Raw genomic sequence first — 20,813 nt, forward strand, 5'->3', positions numbered from 1 at the left:
TAACAACATTTTATACAGATTTTCGTTTTTAACCTTGACATTATATCGAAATTCACTCTCCTTCAAATGAAGGTAGAAAAATTCCCTTGCCGCAAAACCCCCTAATCTAGCCTTTGCAAAGCCCCTTCTACTACGCAGTTGCAAGACGAAACGAAGCAAAAAATAACTCTCACCCTCTTCGATTTCACCGCTGAGATTTTTTCACATTCTTTAAGGGTTAAAAGCTTGTTGCACTATCCTATTTACGCAAGGGCGAGAAAGCTTGCAAAGAGGGCGATTTTGCCCACACAAATATCAGCACAAAAAACACTCTACAATTGATTAAATTTCCGCTCAAAAATGTAAGGCAAAAATATATACTTGTTTAAGATCTATTTTACCAAGCTTTGAGCTGTAATTATATCAGCTAAAAGCATTAATCGCCTTAAAATATATTTTTTTATAAAAACCTTAATCAAGGCTATGATGCTTTTAAAAAGGACTTGATTTATCACTGTCTATTTTTGGTGGCATAAATTTAAAACAAAGCGAATTTTTACTACAAGCACTAAAAATAACAAAGTAGTTTTTGCTTGGCAAAATGAATTGCTAACTTAGCTTAAATAAACATTATAAATTCAAGCAAGATTCTAAATTTTGTCAAAGTTAAAAGAATAAAAGATCTATAAATTCAAGCCTTGTGTGAATTTTAGTTTTTATTCTTTGCATTTTGCACGAAGCTAATTGCTTTTAAAGTAAGGTGTAATTAAACTCAACAAGATCTTATCAATTTTAATAAATTTTGATAGATATTTTGTCCCAAAATTTTTGTCTTAATTTTATTTCTTTTAAATGAAGGATAAAATTTTCAGCCTTTAAATTTAAGTAAACGAAAGCTCGCAAACTTCTACTACGCAGTTGCAAGACGAAACGAAACAAAAAACACTTCAAAATCCTTAAATTTCTTTTGAGACAATTAGAGAATGTATAATATGCTGATTTTTCATTGTATTCTTTATACTTTAAAATGATCTTACATCAACTTAAAATACCTTGAGCCAATTATAAATTTAAACAAGTTCTTAAATCTTGTCAAATTACAAGAATAAATATCTATAAATTCAAGCCTTGTGTGAATTTTTTATTCTTTGTATTTTGCACAAAGCTAGTTGCTTTCAAAGTAAAATAAAATGATAAATTCAAACTCTTTTTTTTGAAAATCTTGATAGATAAAACCAGATCAAGGCAAGTAAAAATAGCAAAAACAAAGGCATTATGTAAGGGGCCTCGCTAAGTTTATCCACAAAGGAACTAAGAGCAGTCCCAAAGGCAAAGCCTAAGTATCCAAGTAAGCTGGCCCAGATTAATGAAGCAAGGGTATTTACAAGGCAAAATTTCACAAGATCAAAGCGAACAAAGCCAGCAGCTAGCGGAACAAAGGTCTTTAAGCCATATATGAATTTTTGAAAAAGTATTAACACGCTTCCATGCCTTTTGATCTTCATTCTAGCTAGGGCTAATTTGCGTCTATGTTTAGCAAAATAAGGCATTAGATCCTTTTTATAATACCTACCCAAAACAAACAAAAGCGTTGAGCCTATGGTATTAGCTATGAAGGCAATGATTATGCAAAGTGAAAGATTGAAATGATTGGTAGCACAAAGAACCCCAGCGGCTAAGATGCCAACCATCCCACCGCCCAAGGAATATACAAACAAAATAATATAGCCATAATTAAGCAAACTCTCAATGCTTTCTTGCATAAGGCCTACCTTGCATAATCCACCGCACGAAGCTCTCTAATCACATTTACCTTGATCTCGCCTGGATATTGCACCTTTTCTTCTATCTCAGTGGCTATCTCCTTAGCCAAAAGCACGGCTTCATCATCATTTATCAAGCTTGCATTGGCAATTACGCGAATTTCTCGCCCAGCATTAATGGCATAAGCACCCTTGATGCCTTCCTTGCTCTTTGCAATGTCTTCAAGCTCTGTAACCCTCTTTAAAAAGGCCTCAAGCACTTCGCGGCGAGCTCCAGGACGAGCTGCACTAAGGGTATCAGCCGCACAAACAGCAGCACTTTCGACACTTGTAGCCTCCTCGTGTCCGTGGTGTGCGTAGATCGCATTTATAACGGCTGAGTGTTCTTGGTATCTTTTGCAAAGCTCCCCTCCTAGATCCACATGAGAGCCCTCAAAATCGTGAGTTAAAGCCTTTCCTATGTCGTGCAAAAGTCCAGCTCTTCTTGCTACAAGCTCATCTCCCCCGCACTCAGCTGCTATTATGCCTGCAAGGTGTGCGACTTCTAAAGAGTGAGCTAGGGCATTTTGTCCATAACTTGCTCGGTATTTTAACTTGCCTATTAGCTTTACAATTTCAGGATGCATTTTGTTAAGCCCTAAATCCATCACTATCGTCTGTCCCTCTTCGAGTATGGAGCTTTCAAATTCCTTGCATACCTTTTCGTGAATTTCCTCGATTCTTGCAGGTTGAATGCGACCGTCTTCGATTAAAAGCTCGATTACTCTTGTGGCAATGGCTCTGCGGTAAAGATTAAAGCAGCTAACTATAATGGCACCTGGGGTATCATCTATGATAATATCCACTCCAAGCGTCATTTCAAGTGCCTTGACATTTCGCCCTTCCTTGCCGATGATACGTCCTTTTAGCTCGTCATTTTTGATATTTACTACATTGATTAGTCTTTCGGCTGCAAATTCACCAGCAAAGCGAGATGTTGCCTGAGCTATTATGTAATTCGCCCTTCTTTTTGCCTCTCTTTTTGCCTCCTCTTCATACTTTCTAACTATATGAGCTATTTCATCGCGTGAGCTTTCTTCAACCTTTTTTAAGATGATCTCCCTAGCCTCGCTTTGAGTAAGTCCGGCCTGTCTTTCTAGCATATTAACTGTGTCTTTTAGCTTTTGCTCGTAGTTGTTTTTTAAATTCGCACCCTCATCATATAAATTCTTAGCCCTTTTTTGATCCTTGATAATTTGAGCCTTTTCTTCTTTTAATCTTTGTTCAAATTTCTCAAGCTCATCAAATTTATAAGAATACTCCTTTTGCACCCTGTGGCTCTTGTCCTCAAACCGTTTTTTAGCCTCAAATTCAGCATTTAGCACTGAATTTTTAGCATCCTTTAAAATAAGCTCAGCCTCATACTCTATAGCCTTTGCTCTTGCCTTGGCTTGTTCGATAAAGATGTTGTAACTAGCATCATTTATCTTCTTAGCAACTAAATATCCTATCCCAGCGCCTATGATAACGGCGATAAATACGGTAATTAGCGTTATAAGCATTTTTTAGCTCTTTCCTATGAAATTTTTCGTAAGGATTTATGTAAAAATCAGCTTGTATATCGTGCTTTTGACCTAGTTTTTCTTTGCTTAAAGACCTTGTAGCACTAACGAAGATAAGCAGTGGATCATAACTTAAATTTTCAAAAAATCTATCATAAAAGCCAAATCCTTGCCCTATCCTTTTTAAGTCTCTATCAACACCTATGACAGGAATTATAGCTAGATCAATCTTTGAGACAAAAAAGGAATTCATAGGCTCATAAATCCCAAACCTTTTTTTATAAAAAGGCACTCGTAATTTTACCATTTTTAAGCTTTGATTTTGCATAAAAGGGACAAAAAGTTGACATTTTTTTGAAAATTTGCGTCTAAATCGGTGCAGATCAGGCTCAAAGCTCAAAGGCAAATATAATAAAATCCTCCTTGCCTTAGTTGCTTTTATAATATTCATTACCTCTTTAAAAACGCAAAAATTTCTCAAAAAAGAGCTTTTTGAGTGCCTAATCAAAGCCCTTTTTGCCTTTTTTCTAAAATTTTCTTTTTTGTCCATTAAATAGCCATTCGTTAAAACTGTGTTATAATTTTAATCTTTTTTTACTTATACAACAAGGAAATCATATGATTTTACGAGTTTTTTTACTCTTTTTACTTCTTTATTTTTTTGCTGCCTGTGAGGGCAAAAAAAGCGAGGATGATTTAAATGCTACTAGATCTTCTGAGTTAAAACAGGATGAGAAGTTAAATTTTTCTTTAATTCTAAATAGCGGCAAGGAGATCTTCATCAAATCAGAAAGACAAAGGCTTGAATTTGACACAGAGGATAGGGCTGTTTTGTTTGTGTTTTTTACTACCTGGTGTAAGCCTTGCAATGCTATGATACCTCATCTTAACAAGCTTCAAGAAAAGTATAAAGAAAGCTTTGTTATAGTTGGTGTTTTACTAGAAGAAAAAGAAGCAAATGAGTTAAACGACTTTTTAAATTCAAACAAAATAAGCTACCCCATAGCCCAAGGAGATGGAAATTACTTACTTGCTAAGAGCATAGGTGGCATAAATGCCTTGCCTGTGATGGTCTTATACTCAAATGAGGGCAAACTCATCAATCACTACCTAGGAATCATCCCCCAAGAAATGCTTGACATAGACATTCAAAAGGCCTTTATGTAATGCTTGACTTTCTAAAAAAGGGTTTAAGCAAAACAGTTGCCTCTATGAATTTAATCAAAAAGGGCGAAAAAATCTCAAAGGATCTGCTTGAAGAAATGCTACTTGAAGCAGATGTGAGCTATGAGATAGTTGAAGAAGTAATCTATTATCTACCTCCAAGCAAGGAGATAAAAAAAGAGGATTTAAAGAGAGTCTTAAATACTTATTTTATCTACGAAGAGGCAGCAACTAAGCCCTCAAAGCCCTTTGTAGAGCTAATCTTAGGCGTAAATGGGGCTGGCAAAACAACCACAGTGGCAAAGCTGGCAAATTTATATAAAAATCAAGCACAAACTGTGATCTTAGGTGCTTGTGATACCTTTCGTGCTGGTGCTATCGAGCAATTAAGGCTTTGGGCTAAAAAATTAGAACTTGAAATAGTTTTAAGCTCTCAAGGACACGATCCCTCAGCCGTTGCCTTTGATGCCATTAGTAAGGCTGTGGCAAAGGGCTTTGATAGGGTGATCTTAGACACAGCAGGAAGGCTTCAAAATCAAAAGAATTTAAATGCTGAGCTTGAAAAAATCTCTCGCATTTGCGACAAGGCAATGCAAGGCGCCCCTCACAGAAAGATCCTTGTCCTTGATGGCACTCAAGGAAATGCTGGAATTTTACAAGCAAAGGCATTTAACGAGTTAATCAAGCTTGATGGGATCATCATCACAAAGCTAGATGGGACAGCGAAGGGAGGTGCCTTATTTAGCGTAGCAAGAGAGCTTGAACTTCCCATACTCTTTATAGGAGTTGGAGAGGGGGTGGAGGATTTAATTCATTTTAAAGCAGAGGATTATGTGAATTCTTTGGTGAGTTCTATTTTTACTGAGTAAAGTTAAACTTCTTGCCTTGAATTTAAATAATTGAATTTTATCAAAAAAGTTGATTTTGTTTTAGGCTTGATAATTTTTAATGTGAATTTTGGTTCAATTAAACTTAATAGGATTTTGGTTTATCAATTTTAATAAATATTTGATAAGAATTTTGTCTTAAATTTTTCGTCTTAATTTTGTTTTTTAAGTGAAGGACAAAATTTTCTCTTTTAATTCTACAAAATTTAGCAAATTTAAATTCCACATAGCCTATTTTGTTCGCAGCTGCAAGAATGAGAAGTAAAAATTCACAAGATCATTGATATGATTTATTCCCTTTGCAAACTCGTTTTTAGAGTGTTTGACCATATAATGTGCCTTTGCTTCTTCTTGCAAAGTTGCAAGACGCGTAGTGTGAAGTAAAAAATACTTCAAAAATATTCCCTTACATTTAAATAAATTCGAGAATATATCATTAAATTATTTTTCATTTTGTTTTTTATACTTTAAAATGATCTTGTATCAAATTAAACTGTCTTGAGCTATTTAACTTTCTTGAGTTGAATTTATACAATGGCTTGATTTCTTATCAAAGAAGCTGATTTTTGTTTTAAAATTGAGATCTTTTAATGTAAATTTTAAATTTAGAGCCAGCCCTTATGAACTAATTAATTGTCATTTTAAGCTACTGCTTTTACACAAATTTCACAAAGACACAGTTTGAATTCAAGGGCTTGAATTTATAGCTTTTTAAGCTTACTAATTAAGATAGCACTTTAAAAGAGTTAAAATAAAGACTGCATTTTTAAAGCAAAACCTTTAAAAATGCCTTTAAATTCAACCCACATTAAGAAAAAATTTAAAATGCCTTTTTAATATAGCTTAAATTCAAAGCCTTTCAAAAATTCCTCTTTAAATCTTGCAAAAAACTAGCTTTCACAGTAAGGCTTAAAATTTGCAAAATTCAAGCCCTTGTGTTGGTATAAAAACTTGAATTTAACTTGATTAAATTCAAGGTCAAAGCAGTTATTAAAATTTGTAGATCTTGACAAAACTGTTAAAATTTAAAAATGAAGTTTGTTTAAGAGTTCTTAAATTTCATTTAGCCACAGTTAGCAAAGCTTTGCACCCAAAATTAAGCAATATCTTCTCTTATCAAACTCATATATTTTATAATCTTTAAGCCCTACAAGCTCACTTTGAAGGCTTGATCCTTTATAAAATACAAACAAACTGTCCTCATCAAAAAAGCCCTTGCAAGCTGTGATTAGCTGTGGAATTTTCATTAAAGCCCTTGAAGTTATGAGCCTTGCTTTGAATTTAGGCGCGTGAAGCTCTATTTTTTCTTTTATAATGCTTAGATTATCAAGTTCTAACTCGCTTTTTATGAGACTTAAAAAGGAGGCTTTTTTGGGATTTGGCTCAAAAAGCGTGAAATTTGCCTTTAAAACTATGGCTAAAAATACAGCAGGAAAGCCAGCCCCAGAGCCTAGATCAATGGCATTTTCAGCAAAGCTTAGATCCTTAAAATCTAAGATCTTTAAACTAGCTATAATCTCCCTTTCAAGTTCCTTAAAATTGCTAATATTATGAGCTTTTGAGTAAGATTTAAAGAACTTTTCATAAAGTTCAAGTTTCTTTTTTAAGTCCTCTAAGTCTTTAAGATCTTGCAAAAAATTTAAATTATCTTGCAAAAGCTTGAAATTCAAAGCAAGTGTCCCATTTTATCGTGCTTGATTTGTAGATAGTCTTTGTTAAAGCAATTTGCATTGATTATTATGGGAATTCTTTTGATGATCTCTATGCCCTCTAAACCGTCAAGCTTTGAGGGATTGTTTGTAAGTAAATTTATCTTGCTAATCTTATAATGCTTTAAGATAAACTCAACTATCTCATATCTTCTCTCATCAGCCTTAAAGCCAAGTTTTAAATTCGCCTCTATGGTGTCTAGTCCTTGATCTTGCAAAGAATAAGCATTGATCTTGTTAAAAAGCCCTATACCCCTTCCTTCTTGACGAAGATAAACAACCATCCCTCCGTGTTCTTGTATGTATCTTAGTGCAAACTCAAGCTGTTCCCCACAGTCGCATTTTAAAGAACCAAGGGTATCTCCTGTTAGGCATTCTGAGTGAATTCTCACATTACAAGTTCCTTGAAGCTCCCCTTTAAATATACACAAATGTTCCTTTTCTTTTTCCTTAAAGCTTTGAATTTTAAACTGTCCCCATTTTGTTGGCAAATTTGCAAGCTCTGATATTTTAAGATCCATAATTTGTCCTTTTTATTACAAAGTGTGAAATTATAATGAAAAAAAGGAAACTGATGAATAACTACTGTTAAGTTAGCTTAAAAATAAGATAAAGAAAGTTTTTTTAAATTATACAAAGACTTAGCTATAATGTGTCAAAAAATTCAAGGAAGCACGGTGTTTAAAAGATTTAGAAGATTGAGACTTAATGAGAATTTAAGATTAATGCTAGAAGAAAATTATCTAAGCGTAAATGATCTCATATATCCGCTTTTTGTGGTAGATGGCAAAAATGTCCGCAATGAAATTTCTTCAATGCCCGGTGTATTTCAGCTTAGTATTGATGAGATCTTAAAGGAGTGCAAAGAGCTTGAAAGACTTGGAATAAAGGCTATCATACTCTTTGGCGTCTTAGAAGAGGCTAAAAAAGACAGTGTCGGCAGCGATGCCTTAAATGAGGAAGGTCTAATAGCTAGAAGTTTAAAAGAGATTAAAAGGGCTTTTCCAAGCTTGTTTGTAATTACTGATCTTTGCTTTTGTGAATACACAGATCACGGCCACTGTGGCATTATTGATCCCATAAAACAAACAGTAGATAATGATCTCACCCTTGAAATTTCAGCCAAACAAGCCCTAATTCACGCAAGAGCTGGTGCTGATATGATAGCACCAAGCGGTATGATGGATGGTATTGTAGGCACTTTAAGAAAGGCACTTGATGAGGAGGGCTTTGAAAACTTGCCTATAATGGCGTATTCAAGCAAGTTTGCTTCTGCTTTTTATGGACCCTTTAGGGATGTGGCAAATTCAAGCCCAAGCTATGGAGATAGAAGATCTTATCAAATGAATTTTGCTAATGGCAAGGAAGCACTCTTAGAAAGCCTTGAAGATGAAAAACAAGGAGCTGATCTTTTGATGATAAAGCCCGCCCTTGCTTATTTAGATGTAATCAAGGATATATCAAATCACAGCAAATTGCCACTTTGCGTGTATAATGTAAGCGGAGAATATGCTCTTTTAAAGGCTGGGGCTAGATTAGGAGTGATTGATTATGAAAGGGTGCTTTTAGAAACGGTGATGTCTTTTAAAAGAGCTGGGGCTAAACTTATCATTAGCTATCACGCAAAGGAGGTGGCAAACTTGCTAACAAAATTTGCATAAAGCCTTGTTCTAAGTTATTTTTAAAGCTTAAAAAATTGTCATAAGCCTTAGTGTAGTTTATTTGAAAGCTTAAAAATTTGTCATAAAGCCTTAGCGTGCTTTGCTTTTAAGGCTTAAAATTCATAAAAGATTAGAATAACTTGGCTTTAAAACCAGTCAATCTTAGGCTTAAATTCAAAGTTAAATTCACAGTTTTTAAAACTTCTTTAAAAAACTAGGCTCTTTTTTAAAAAACTATAAAAATTCTTTTTCAAGCAAACTAAAAAAGCATAAAATGACAAGATAAAAAATGAAAATTCAAGGACAAAAACAGTTCTTTGAATTTTCCACCCTTTCTCAAATTCTAGCAAAGCTTTAAAAAAGCCTCATCAATCTTAAAACCCTTTTATTGAAGCCATCCTAGCCTCAAAGTGCCTTTGTTGCATTAAATCAAAAGGCTATTTTAAGTTTTTAGTAGCTTAAATTCAAGCTCAAAAATCATAAGTCTTTAAAAAATTCAAGGCTAAAAATATAAAAATAGTTATCAAAGCTTAGTGCTTAAATTTAAAAAACACATTTTGTGAATTTTAAGAAAATTAACTTGCTTAAATTCATAAAAGATAAAGTATTAGCTATAAACTTAGCTATACCTCAAAATCCCTAAGCTTAGGCTTTCTTAAAAATTATGATAAATCTTTTTACTTAAAATTGTTACATTTTGTGTAAATTTTTTCTTTTTTTGCTCAACAGTTTTTTTTTTTTTGTTATAATTTAAGTTAGCTACAAGGGTAGCTGGATTAAGTTGCGCTTAGTTTTTAAGCGTCCACATTGATGCATATTTTTATGCGAACATTAAGGAGTTTCAAATGGCTAAGAAGATGAAAGCCGCCGTTATCAAGGAATTTGGAAAGCCTCTTGTCATTGAGGAAGTAGCTGTTCCAAAGCCAAAAGACGGTCAAGTTCTAGTTAAGATACAAGCTTGCGGTGTATGCCACACAGATCTTCACGCTACTGATGGTGATTGGCCTGTTAAGCCTAATCTAAAGGCTCTTAGTGGTGGAGGTTTAATCCCAGGACACGAAGGTGTTGGCTATGTAGTAGAGGTCGGAAGTGGTGTCAAGCACATCAAAGAAGGCGATGCGGTCGGCATTCCTTGGCTTTATAGTGCTTGCGGACACTGCTCTCATTGTATGGCTGGTTGGGAGACTTTGTGCAATGATCAAACCAACAGCGGATATTTTACCAACGGAGGCTTTGCTGAGTATGCAGTAGCCGATGCAAACTATGTAGGCATACTTAAAAAGGACACCAACTTTTTAAGCATAGCACCTATTTTATGCGCAGGAGTAACTGTTTATAAGGGACTTAGAATGACAGAGGCAAAGCCTGGTCAGTGGGTTACCATCTCAGGCATAGGAGGGCTAGGACACCTAGCGGTTCAATATGCAAAGGCTATGGGCTTTAATATAGCAGCCATCGATGTAGCCGATGACAAATTGGAACTAGCTAAGAAGTATGGAGCCACTGTCGTTGCAAATGCTAAAACCCTTGGTGAGGAAGGAACGATTAAAAAAATCGTCAAAGAAACTGACGGAGGCTCTCACGGGGTCCTAGTAACCGCTGTGCATCCTGTGGCATTTAAGCAAGCTGTGGGCGTTGTAAGAAGAGGCGGAACAGTGGCTATGAACGGTTTGCCACCTGGTGAATTTCCTGTCAATATCTTTGGAATGATCCTAAATGGCATCACCCTTCGTGGATCCATAGTAGGTACTAGACTTGATCTACAAGAGGCTTTAGCCTTTGCTGAGGACAACAAGGTAAAAGCCCATGTAACACCTGCCAAGCTTGAAGATATCAACAAGGTCTTTGATAATATGAAAGCAGGCAAGATAGATGGAAGAATGGTACTAGACTTCGCATCTTAACTAATTAAAGCTAGTAGAAACCCTACTAGCTTTACTACACAAATACAAAACAAGGAGTTTAAAATGAGTAAATATACAAGCATTGAGAATGTCTTTGACAAGCAGTATGATAACTTCATAGGTGGCAAATGGGTAGCTCCTAAGGAGGGCGAATACGCAGACAATAAAACCCCAATTTCTGGCGAGGTTTTGTGCAAGGTGCCTTTATCAAGCGATATAGATGTGCAAAATGCCCTTGATGCAGCACACAAGGCAAAGGATAAATGGGGCAATACCTCTCCTCAAGAAAGAGCTAGGATCATGCTTAAAATAGCTGATCGTATAGAGGAAAATTTAGAGCTAATTGCCCACGCAGAAACTTGGGACAATGGCAAACCCATTAGAGAAACCACAAATGCTGATATACCACTTGCAGCTGATCATTTTAGGTATTTTGCTGGTGTTTTAAGATCACAAGAAGGTGCCATAAGTGAGATAGATAGCAATACCATAGCTTATCACTTCCATGAGCCACTAGGGGTTGTAGGACAGATCATTCCTTGGAATTTCCCCATACTAATGGCTGCTTGGAAGCTAGCCCCAGCCCTTGCCGCAGGAAACTGCATAGTCATTAAGCCTGCAAGTGCTACTCCTGCTAGCATCTTGGTGCTTTTTAAGCTAATTGGAGATCTACTTCCTGATGGGGTTGTAAATATCATCAACGGAAGTGGTAGCAAGATAGGAAAGACCCTTGCCACAAGCCCTAGAATTGCTAAGATCGCCTTTACAGGATCTACTGCTGTAGGACAACAAATTATGCGTTTTGCCACAGAAAACATCATCCCAGCTACCCTAGAACTTGGCGGTAAATCACCTAATATCTTCTTTGATGATATAGCTGATTTTGAGGATGAGTTCTTTGACAAGTCCATTGAAGGTTTGGTTCTTTTTGCCTTCAATCAAGGCGAGGTTTGCACTTGCCCTTCTCGTGCCTTAATTAGCGAGAAGATCTATGATAAATTCATGGATAGGGTGCTAAAAAGAATAGAAGCCATTAAGATAGGAAATCCTCTAAATCCAGAAACTATGATGGGAGCACAGGTTGATGAAAATCAAGTCAAAACCATACTAAACTACATAGACATAGGCAAAAAAGAGGGTGCAAAGGTCTTAATAGGAGGCGAAAGAAATGTCTTAGACGGCAAGTTGCAAAATGGCTGCTACATAAAGCCAACCATACTTCAAGGCAACAACAAAATGAGGATCTTCCAAGAAGAGATCTTTGGGCCTGTTCTAGCACTAACCACCTTCAAAACAGACAGCGAGGCACTAGAAATCGCAAATGACACTGTTTATGGGCTAGGAAGTGGGGTTTGGACCAGAGACATCAACAGAGCTTATCATTTTGGCCGTGGCATAAAGGCTGGACGAGTATGGACTAACTGCTATCACGCATATCCAGCACATGCTGCCTTTGGAGGATACAAGCAAAGCGGCATAGGTAGAGAAACCTACAAGGTAGCCTTGGAGCATTATCAACAAACAAAGAACTTGTTGGTAAGCTATGACATCAATAAGCTTGGTTTCTTTTAATTAGTAGATTTACCCTGCTTGAATTTATAATCTGCCTTAAAATCTACATCCAAGGATGCTTCAAAAGAAGCATCCTAAAAGCTTTCTCGCGTAAGATATTTTCTAAATATAAGTTAAATTTAAAGAATTCTTGTTTATCTAAGGACCTTTGCTGAAAAACTCTCCACAAGGACTTGTAAAATTAATATTTTTTGAAAAAAGGCAAAATCTATTTTGTAATCTTTGGCAAGTATGAGAAGGATCAAAAGTTTTTGAAAAATCCTTGTTTTGAGATTTTTAAGTGTGCTTTTGTGCTTAAATTCAAATTTGTGCTTGAATTTAAAAAGACTGTTTTATCTAAAGGCTATATTAAGCTTTTGAAGTTTTTGTTTAAAATTAAGCTAATTTAAATTCAAAAGGCTTCATTTTAACGCAAAGAAAAATCAAGCTTGAATTTAACTAAGTTTAATTCCTCTAATCAGAGTAAGGCTTTTCAAAATTCGCATCTTAGAAAACTTTGTAAGTATAAATTCACAAGAAGGCTAAATTTAAAAGACTGTATTTAGCTTAGTGGCTAAGATAAATTCAAGGCTTTTAAATTTAAGACTTTATTTTAAAAAACTATTGATCTTAGATAAAATACTCATTTGTCATTCTAAGCGAAAATGAAGTATCTTAAAACCAAAAAGAGATTTTTTGCTTTGCTCAAAATGAGAAAATTCTTGTTATACCAAGCGAAGTATCTTGTAATTCAAAAAGAGATATTTCGTTTTCTACGAAAACTCAATATGACAAAAATTCAAAAAAGCTCTTAAATTCTTGTCATACAAAGCGATACGAAGTATCTCAAGCTTTGTCATACTGAGCCTTTGAGCCAAGTATCTCAAAAAATTTGTCATACCAAGCAAATGCAAAATATCTCATAACTGAAGAGATTTTTTGCTTAGGCTACATCTTGCAAGTTGCTTGGTCGCTTCGCTCAAAATGACAAAATTCTTGTCATTCTAAATGTATGCGAAGAATCTACGAATTTATGGAAAAATGCCTTAAATTTATAGCTTCTTCGCCCATATGCTTACCAAAGATAAATCAATACTTTTTCAAAAAATAGCCTTTAAAAATTCAAGTCTAAATTCATAATCTTAAATCAAAGTTTGAATTTTTTTACATTAAGCACAAGAAAAAAATTACTTGCAAATAGGAACTGAATTCTTTACTTCAAATAAAAGCCTAAATTTACATTAAATACAAAAAAAATATCATTTTAAATTCAAAGCCTGAATTCACATTAAATTGAATAAAAGAGCAATAAATTCACAGTTTGTCTGAATTTTAGTTTTTCTTTCTTGTGCTTTAAAAAAAAGTTCTTCACAGTTTGAAAAAATGCCAAAATTAAGAACCCTTGTATTTAGAAATAAAGTTAAGAACCCTTGTCTTATAAATTAGGATTAAGATATAATCTCTTATCCTATCTTCTTGTAAAAATTCCGCCTTTTTTAAAACTCTACGCACCCCCTTTTTTGTCGTTTTATAAAAGGGCTTTTGTAGAGTGTCTTGTAAGCTATTTCAAAAAGCAAGTCCCCTTACCCCACCTACACTTACAGTTTTTAGGATGAAATTTTAAGGACACGGTTTTGAGGGTTAAGTTTTGAGAACATAATTTTGAATATGTAATTTTAAGAGTATGGTTTTTAAGTCTAAAGCAAAGATTAAAAATTCAATAAGCTATTTAAATTTAGCAAAAATTCAAAAGAAAATTCACAAAATTCAGCAAGTTTATTAAAGTGAAACAAAACTTCAAAGACGATTTATAAAAATTCAACAAGTCTTTAAGTTTAGGCATAAATTCAGTAAAAATTCAAAAATAAATTCACAAAATTCAACAAATTTTATTGAAGTTACATAGAAATTCAAAGATAACGCACAAAATTCACCAAGCCCTTGAATTTAAATTCAACAAAAATTCAAAAACAAATTCTCCAAATTTGAAAAAATTCAACAAAACACTCAAAGAAGTTTTAAATTTCTGCTAAGTATTCTTCTAGCTTGCAAGCTAAGATCTTTATATAAAAAAGCAAAACCCACAAATTAAGTGCCTTGCTATAAATTTAGCAACTTAGCAAAAATTCAAAAAATCTGGCTCAAGACAACTTAAACTCAAATAAATAAGTTTTAAGCTATGATTACACAGATGAAAAATAAGTATATCAATCGTTTCAAAATTTCAGAGGCTAAATTTAAAGAATTTTGAAGTATGTTTTTACTTCGTTTCTCTCGTAACTGCTAGCAGAAGGTGCAAAAAGAATGCTAGCTAAGCGTGGACATGGGGCTGAAAAAAGACACCTATATTTTCATTTCGTGTTCTTGTCCCTCTGCGAGAAGGTATGCTAAAACGAACAAGTTTATACTCAGCTTGTAAAAGCTTGCCTTGTTAGTGAGCTATTGCCTATGGGATTTAAGTGGTATAAGCAAGACGAAATTTTAGTGCTTGGCTACTTATGGTAGTTTAGTTGATTTTTTACAGCACTAAGCTTGCAACTTTGCGTAGCAAAGTTATAGAGTAAAACACAGGGAAAATGAGTTTGCAAAGGGCACAAATCACATAAATGGCATTGAGAATTTCTAGGGCTTTGTAAAGGCTAGATTAAGTCAGTTTTACGGCAAGAGAATTTTTCACGCATTTGAAAGAAACTAAATTTCAATATAATGTCAAGGTTAAAAATGAAAATTTGTATAAAATTTTGTTGAAATGGCTTAGGAAAAATCCTAGGTCATTTTAGCTAAAAGTATCAATCGCCTTAAGAATTTCTGAGGCTTTGCATAGATTAAGCAAGTTTAAAGGAATCAGAAATTTTATACCTCATTTAAAAGAAACAAAATTAAGGCGAAAATTTTGAGACAAAATTCTCATCAAAATTTAATAAAGTTGATAAGATAAAATCCAATTAAGTTGTCTTGAGTCAAAAATCTCTAATTAAAACCGACTTAAAACTAACTAACGCATCTTTTTTTAATCTCTTCTTTTATTTTTTCAGATATAACAAAGTCTGTGCGGTAAAGTAAGCAGTCATTCACGCAAGATACCTTGATCACAAGCCTTTTGCCATTTTTGTCATTTGGATTATGCAAGCTTCTAGCAAGTTCGTGGATCTCATAAACAAGATCCTTGTTTAAATCACTGAGATCAAGTTCTACAAGCAAATCCTCAAAGTCCTTTGGCTCTTTTATAAACTCTTGTTTTTCTGCTTGTTTTTTGTAGTTTTTCTTTGATCTAATGCCCCTTTCTTTTGCATCTTTTAGCTCCAAAAGCTCGTTTAACATTAGGCTTAATTCCCCATTTTCTCTTTTATAACCAAGTCTAAACACATAAGCCCTGCTTCTTTTAAACTCATCTTTCAAAAGCTCTTCAAGTGCTTCTACATGCTTTTCAAAAACAACCACATCAAAAGATGAGTAAAAGTCCATCACTTGCATCTTAGCATATCTGCGTCCACTTTTACTCATTAATGCCTTAAAATCCTCTATCTTTCCTACACAGTAGATCTGCCCCCCATCTTTTAGCTCGTCAAAATTCAAGCTCTTAAAATAATCAAGCTCACCTATTTCCTCGCTAAACTCATCAAGAGGATGAGCTGAAAGATAAAGCCCTAGAATTTCTTTTTCATATTCTAATTTTTCTTTTAAGCCATATTCTTCGTTGATCTTAGTTAGTTCTATCTTAATATCACCTGTTACATCCTCCATATCAAACAAAGAACTTTCAGCCTCCTTTTTATACTCAGCTATATTTCTTGCCTTCTCGCAAAGCTTGGTTACATTCTCAACCAAGCATTTTCTCGTAAAGCCATACTCATCAAAGGCTCCAACCTTAATCAAGCTTTCCATAGTTCTTTTGTTTATCTTAGTTGTATCTATCTTTGACATAAACTCATCAATGCTAGCAAAGCCCTCCTTTGGACGAACGCTTATTATGCTATTTACAGCTGGCATACCCACACTTTTAATGGCACCAAGCCCATAAAGTATAGCCTCGCTACCATCCTCAAGCCTTATGGCCTTAAATTCACCCTGAGCCTTGTTTATGTTAGGAGGAAGAAGCTTAATTTGCATTCTTTTGATCTCCTCTATGTACTGGGCTACCTTTTCTACCTTGTTTTGCTCGCTCGTAAGTAGTGCTGCCATAAATTCACTAGGATAATAGGTCTTTAAATAAGCAGTTTGAAAGGCTATTAGTGCATAGGCTGCTGAGTGAGATTTATTAAAGCCATATTCAGCAAATTTTAAGATTAGCTCAAACAAATCATCAGCCTTTTTCGTATCAAAGCCTTGCTTTTTAGCCCCTTCTAAATACTCGCTTTTAAGCTTATCTAGGATCTCTCTTTTTTTCTTTCCCATAGCACGTCTAACCAAATCAGCACCCCCAAGGGTAAAGCCACCAACGATCTGCACTATTTGCATAACTTGCTCTTGATAAACAATTACCCCGTAAGTATCCTTTAAAATAGGCTCTAATTCCTTGAAAGCATAGTTTGCCCTCTTGCGTCCGTGCTTAATGTCTATGTAATCATCCACCATTCCACTTTCCAAAGGACCTGGGCGGTAAAGTGCAAGTACAGCTATAAGATCCTCAAAACAGTCAGGTTTTAACCTAGCATTTAAAACCTGCATACCATCTGATTCTATTTGAAAGATCCCAAGCGTATCCCCACTTTGAACGGTCTCATACACCTTGGGATCATTTAGATCAATTTGTTCCCAAATGATCTCTTTTTCGTATCTTTTTTTAATTAATTTTATAGCATTATCAATCACATCAAGGGTTTTTAAGCCCAAAAAGTCAAATTTAATTAAGTTTACCTCCTCTAAAAAGTCCTTTGCGTATTGGGTAACAAGGTGCTTTTCATCGTTTTTGCTAGGACGAAAGAGGGGGGTTTTTTTCCAAAGGCTTTCATTTGAGATCACAAGCCCTGCAGCATGAACTCCAGCGTTTCTGTTTAAGCCTTCCAAGGCAAGGGCATATTCCCAAATCTCCTCAGCCCTTTGATGAGTTTTTATAAACTCAGCTATCTTTGGTTCTTTGTTATAAGCATCGCTTAGGGTGATTTTAAGCTCATCTGGTATTAGCTTTGCAAACTCATCTGCCTCATTTAAGGGCATATCAAAGACCCTTGCTACGTCTCTGATAACACCCTTTGCAAGTAGCTTATTAAAGGTGATTACCTGTGCTACCTTGTCAAAGCCGTATTTTTCAATCACATAGTCTATTACCTCATCTCGTCTATTTTGACAAAAGTCTATGTCAATATCAGGCATTGACACGCGCTCAGGATTTAAAAAGCGCTCAAAAAGCAAGTTATATGGCAAGGGATCAAGATCGGTAATCTTTAAACAGTAAGACACCAAGCTTCCAGCTGCTGAGCCTCGCCCTGGTCCAACAGGTATGTCCTTACTCTTTGCCATAGCTATAAAATCATAAACTATGAGCATATAGCCTGAGAATTTCATATTTTTAATGACCTCAATCTCTCTATCTAAGCGCTTTTTATACTCCTCGTGCCTTTCTTCTTTTATGAATTTAAGCCTCTCATCAAGCCCCTTTTTGCAAAGATACTCAAAGACTAGATCATCGTTTTTAAAGCTAAACTCCTGATCTTCTTCTTCTAAATTTAGCCCATATTCTTTTGCATACTCACGAGAAAACTTAAAATTTGGAGGAGTAGCATCTCCAAGCTTTAAATCTAGGTTACATTTATCTGCTATTTCTTGAGTGTTTGCAAGGGCTTCTGGGACATCAGCAAAGAGCTCTGACATTTGCTTTGGGGTTTTTACATAAAATTCAAAGACACTGTGTTTTAATCTATCCGTATCGCTTAGCTTTACGCCCATATTGATGCACATTAAGGCCTCGTGAGGCTTTGCTCTGTCATTGAAGGTATAATGCGTGTCGTTTGTGGCTATGAGCTTGATATTTAACTCCTTTGAAAGCCTTATGACCTTATCATCTATGAAAAATTGATCATTTATTCCATGCCTCATTAGCTCTAAGTAAAAATCATCCCCAAAGACCTCCTTATACCACAAGGCAGCCTCTTTCGCAGCCTCGTAGCCCTTGGCTCCAAATTTTACATTTCTTTCATTTTGGGTATTTAAGTGCCAATTCACCTCACCTTGCAAGCAAGCAGAGCTACAAATTAGCCCCTCGCTATACTCTTTTAGCATTTTTTTGTTGATTCTAGGGTAATAATACATACCCTGGATGTAGCTTTGAGAGCTTAGATACATTAAATTCTCATAGCCTTTTTGATTCTTAGCATACAAACAAAGGTGAAATCTCTGCTTTGTGCTTTTATCATTTATTTCCTCTCCATTATGCAAATAAGCCTCTATGCCTATAATTGGCTTTATGCCAAATTCCTTCATGGTCTTGTAAAAATCAATGGCACCGAACATATTTCCATGATCTGTCATAGCCACGCTTGTAGCACCTTGATCTTTAAGGGTTTTGGCTAGTTCTTTAAGCTTGTTGGCACCGTCTAATAAAGAGTATTCAGTATGAAGATGTAAGTGTGTGAATTTGCTCATAATCACTCCTAAAAATTTAAAAAATTATGGCAAAACTTGACTGAATTTAAAAGAATTTACATATAAATTTTCACTTAAATTTAAAAGCTCAAATTTTCACTTAAATTTAAAAACACAAAAGCCTTGCTGTGCTTTTAGTATGTAAATTAGCACACTAGATCTAAATGCCTCAAATTAAGAGCTAGTTCAAAGATATGAAGCTTAAAGTCTTTTTGTGATAAAGTGAATGAGTTTTTAAATGTGGCGAATTTATAAATCTTAAAGACAAATTTTATGAGCTTTAAAACTTGTTTTAAGATAAAAATTCAAGGCAAAAAAATCTAGAGCTTTTAAATTTAAGCTTGGCAAAATTAAAAACAGTTGCAAATTTTTTAGCTAGCACAAGGTATGGAGAATTTAGATCTTTTTCACAAAAGAGCCTTGAATTTAGGCTAAATTTAAGAACCTTACTTGAATTTGCTAAGATTGAAAGAGCTTAGCATTTTTGCAAAAATTGCTACTTTTATTAAGGCTTATTTTTAAAACATTTAGACAAGATGTCTTATTTGTCATTCTAGGGCTGTGCTTACAAGGCAAGAAAAATATTAAAATTTGCAATGAGGTATGCTTGAAAGAATAATTTAGGTATTTAAAAGGAAAATTCAACAAAGGCAAATCATAAAAATTCACAAAAAGCGTGAATTTTTTAAGCTTTTTTGCCAGAATTTTAAACTTCTTTGTCGCACTTCACACTTTTTTGCCAAAAATTAAGCTTCTTTGCAAGAATTCAAGTTCCTTTGCCATAATTTAAATTTCTTTGCCAAAATTGAAGTTTCTTTATCGCAAAGGACTGGACATATCGATTTTTTAAAGCTGAGTCCATAAGCTTATCCTTTTTAAAAAACCTAAATTTGATGCCTAAAAGCCCTTTCATAATAAGCCCTTAAAGGCTCTTAAAGAAAGACTATGTGAGCTTTGCTAAAATTGGCAAAAAAGCCTTTTTAACATTTATTTGCAAAAAAAGCTTTTTTATCAAATAGATCCTTAACGACACCGCAAGAATAGAGAAACAAATTATTTAAGCCAAGTGCCATCTTTTTTAAAAAATCAATTTACAAGATTAAGCAAATTCAACACTGTTTGAAAGCTAACATTAAACTCAGCTTAAGCTCTTAGCTAACAAAGGCAATAAAAGCTCCTCTTCTAAGTTTTTTCTTGCTTCTTCTCCACATAAATAAGACAGTATTTCAAGGGCAAAAAGGGTTGCTGTGGCAGGTCCGGCTGAGGTTATGACATTATCCTTTTTAAAGATAGCCTTGTCTATCCTTGATCCTTTCAAACCAGCCTCACAGCTTGGATAGCAAGCAAAGCTATCTTTATCCTCGAAGATACCAGCCTCATTTAGCACTATGGGCGAGGCACAAATGGCAGCTACTAGCTTTTTTTCTTTGTGTAGCTCTTTAATTAAAGACAAAATCCTTTCATTAGCCTTTAAATTCAGCATACCCTTGTAGCCACCAGCCAAGGCTATGCCATCAAGCTCACTAAAATTCACGCTTTCAAGCACACAGTCAGCCCAAATTCTAAGCCCATGAGCTCCATCAACAAGCAATTCCTCATCCAAACTAGCCACAATCACCTCAACCCCAGCCCTTCTTAAAATGTCAGCTGTGCTTACAAATTCTATCTCCTCAAAGCCAGTAGCCAAGGGCAAAAGCATCTTTTTGCTCATTTTTTCTCCTTTTTAAAGCTTTTTGCTTAAAATAACTTAGCTTGTCAACTTAAATGCAAAATTTCAAAAAACCTAAGGCTAAATAAATTCACAAACCACTTCAAGCACTTAGGCATTTGATAAAATTTGCAAAATACTTCAATATAAAATCAAACAAAAAAACTTGCTTGTAAATTTTAACTAAAACTGTTAAAAACTCACAAGTTTTTATTTTTTTTATCCTCTTTTAAGTGCTTATACCTTTCCTCTCTTTGCTTGTTTCTTTCCATCATTTGTCTGTTAAAACCTATGACAAAAAAGGCTATTAGCCCCACAAACAAAGCCGTTATAATGAAATTCAAAAAGCCCAAATTTTCTCCTT

13 protein-coding genes and 2 pseudogenes are annotated in these 20,813 nt (G+C 34.7%); 6 read left to right on the plus strand and 9 right to left on the minus strand.

From position 1 onward, the window contains the following. Positions 1-1,178 precede the first annotated feature (1,178 nt). The 3 genes from DMC01_RS02795 to DMC01_RS02805 are packed head-to-tail and all read right to left on the minus strand — an operon-like array spanning position 1,179 to position 3,833. Positions 1,179-1,742: a DedA family protein gene (locus tag DMC01_RS02795; RefSeq protein WP_142692777.1), complete on the minus strand. Its 564-nt coding sequence runs from the start codon at positions 1,740-1,742 to the stop codon at positions 1,179-1,181. Between the two features lie 5 nt (positions 1,743-1,747). After that, complete coding sequence (rny, locus tag DMC01_RS02800) at positions 1,748-3,283, minus strand: ribonuclease Y (RefSeq protein ID WP_142692778.1); 1,536 nt, start codon at positions 3,281-3,283, stop codon at positions 1,748-1,750. Beyond that, positions 3,213-3,833, minus strand: a complete 621-nt coding sequence (locus tag DMC01_RS02805; RefSeq protein ID WP_142692779.1) for a 5-formyltetrahydrofolate cyclo-ligase — start codon at positions 3,831-3,833, stop codon at positions 3,213-3,215. Before DMC01_RS02805 ends, rny begins: the two co-directional genes overlap by 71 nt. A gap of 68 nt (positions 3,834-3,901) precedes the next feature. Here DMC01_RS02805 and DMC01_RS02810 point away from each other — a divergent pair, with 68 nt between their 5' ends. Then, a complete protein-coding gene (locus DMC01_RS02810; protein WP_142692780.1) occupies positions 3,902-4,450 on the plus strand; it encodes a TlpA family protein disulfide reductase in 549 nt (182 codons plus the stop codon). Next, positions 4,450-5,316, plus strand: coding sequence for a signal recognition particle-docking protein FtsY (gene ftsY / locus DMC01_RS02815; protein ID WP_142692781.1), 867 nt, complete (start codon positions 4,450-4,452; stop codon positions 5,314-5,316). Before DMC01_RS02810 ends, ftsY begins: the two co-directional genes overlap by 1 nt. Before the next feature lie 93 nt (positions 5,317-5,409). Here ftsY and DMC01_RS14740 read toward each other — a convergent pair. The 3 genes and pseudogenes from DMC01_RS14740 to ribA form a co-directional block, all read right to left on the minus strand. Then, a pseudogene (locus tag DMC01_RS14740) lies at positions 5,410-5,679 on the minus strand (hypothetical protein); the annotation flags it as partial. Positions 5,680-6,407: 728 nt separating this feature from the next. Beyond that, positions 6,408-7,004 carry a 16S rRNA (guanine(527)-N(7))-methyltransferase RsmG gene (gene rsmG, locus DMC01_RS02820; RefSeq protein ID WP_246058962.1) on the minus strand — a complete coding sequence of 199 codons (597 nt, stop codon included), beginning with the start codon at positions 7,002-7,004 and terminating at the stop codon, positions 6,408-6,410. Next, positions 7,001-7,564 (minus strand): GTP cyclohydrolase II, encoded by a 564-nt coding sequence (gene ribA / locus DMC01_RS02825; RefSeq protein ID WP_142692782.1) that lies wholly within the window; start codon positions 7,562-7,564, stop codon positions 7,001-7,003. The genes rsmG and ribA overlap by 4 nt, the downstream gene beginning before the upstream one ends. A gap of 156 nt (positions 7,565-7,720) precedes the next feature. Here ribA and hemB point away from each other — a divergent pair, with 156 nt between their 5' ends. The 4 genes and pseudogenes from hemB to DMC01_RS14745 form a co-directional block, all read left to right on the plus strand. After that, positions 7,721-8,704, plus strand: coding sequence for a porphobilinogen synthase (gene hemB, locus DMC01_RS02830; protein WP_142692783.1), 984 nt, complete (start codon positions 7,721-7,723; stop codon positions 8,702-8,704). An 845-nt stretch (positions 8,705-9,549) separates the two neighbouring features. After that, positions 9,550-10,608: an alcohol dehydrogenase AdhP gene (adhP, locus tag DMC01_RS02835; RefSeq protein ID WP_142692784.1), complete on the plus strand. Its 1,059-nt coding sequence runs from the start codon at positions 9,550-9,552 to the stop codon at positions 10,606-10,608. Positions 10,609-10,671: 63 nt separating this feature from the next. After that, positions 10,672-12,180 (plus strand): aldehyde dehydrogenase family protein, encoded by a 1,509-nt coding sequence (locus tag DMC01_RS02840; protein ID WP_142692785.1) that lies wholly within the window; start codon positions 10,672-10,674, stop codon positions 12,178-12,180. A gap of 2,533 nt (positions 12,181-14,713) precedes the next feature. Then, positions 14,714-14,939 (plus strand): annotated as a pseudogene (locus tag DMC01_RS14745) (hypothetical protein); the annotation flags it as partial. Between the two features lie 211 nt (positions 14,940-15,150). Here the strand turns inward: DMC01_RS14745 and dnaE are convergent. The 3 genes from dnaE to DMC01_RS13165 form a co-directional block, all read right to left on the minus strand. Beyond that, complete coding sequence (dnaE, locus tag DMC01_RS02845) at positions 15,151-18,741, minus strand: DNA polymerase III subunit alpha (RefSeq protein ID WP_142692786.1); 3,591 nt, start codon at positions 18,739-18,741, stop codon at positions 15,151-15,153. A gap of 1,138 nt (positions 18,742-19,879) precedes the next feature. Then, positions 19,880-20,452 (minus strand): DJ-1 family glyoxalase III, encoded by a 573-nt coding sequence (locus DMC01_RS02850; protein ID WP_142692787.1) that lies wholly within the window; start codon positions 20,450-20,452, stop codon positions 19,880-19,882. A gap of 197 nt (positions 20,453-20,649) precedes the next feature. Further along, complete coding sequence (locus DMC01_RS13165) at positions 20,650-20,802, minus strand: hypothetical protein (protein WP_246058963.1); 153 nt, start codon at positions 20,800-20,802, stop codon at positions 20,650-20,652. Positions 20,803-20,813: the final 11 nt, after the last annotated feature.

Origin of the sequence: Campylobacter troglodytis, from assembly GCF_006864425.1 — a bacterium.
In the GTDB taxonomy this organism is placed as follows: domain Bacteria; phylum Campylobacterota; class Campylobacteria; order Campylobacterales; family Campylobacteraceae; genus Campylobacter_D; species Campylobacter_D troglodytis.

What these genes read in the sequence shown, in the direction of transcription:
- DMC01_RS02795 (WP_142692777.1), bottom strand. Translation starts at nt 1,742, where the DNA reads ATGCAAGAAAGCATTGAGAGTTTGCTTAATTATGGCTATATTATTTTG.
- rny (WP_142692778.1), bottom strand. Translation starts at nt 3,283, where the DNA reads ATGCTTATAACGCTAATTACCGTATTTATCGCCGTTATCATAGGCGCT.
- DMC01_RS02805 (WP_142692779.1), bottom strand. Translation starts at nt 3,833, where the DNA reads ATGGACAAAAAAGAAAATTTTAGAAAAAAGGCAAAAAGGGCTTTGATT.
- DMC01_RS02810 (WP_142692780.1), top strand. Translation starts at nt 3,902, where the DNA reads ATGATTTTACGAGTTTTTTTACTCTTTTTACTTCTTTATTTTTTTGCT.
- ftsY (WP_142692781.1), top strand. Translation starts at nt 4,450, where the DNA reads ATGCTTGACTTTCTAAAAAAGGGTTTAAGCAAAACAGTTGCCTCTATG.
- ribA (WP_142692782.1), bottom strand. Translation starts at nt 7,564, where the DNA reads ATGGATCTTAAAATATCAGAGCTTGCAAATTTGCCAACAAAATGGGGA.
- adhP (WP_142692784.1), top strand. Translation starts at nt 9,550, where the DNA reads ATGGCTAAGAAGATGAAAGCCGCCGTTATCAAGGAATTTGGAAAGCCT.
- DMC01_RS02840 (WP_142692785.1), top strand. Translation starts at nt 10,672, where the DNA reads ATGAGTAAATATACAAGCATTGAGAATGTCTTTGACAAGCAGTATGAT.
- dnaE (WP_142692786.1), bottom strand. Translation starts at nt 18,741, where the DNA reads ATGAGCAAATTCACACACTTACATCTTCATACTGAATACTCTTTATTA.
- DMC01_RS02850 (WP_142692787.1), bottom strand. Translation starts at nt 20,452, where the DNA reads ATGAGCAAAAAGATGCTTTTGCCCTTGGCTACTGGCTTTGAGGAGATA.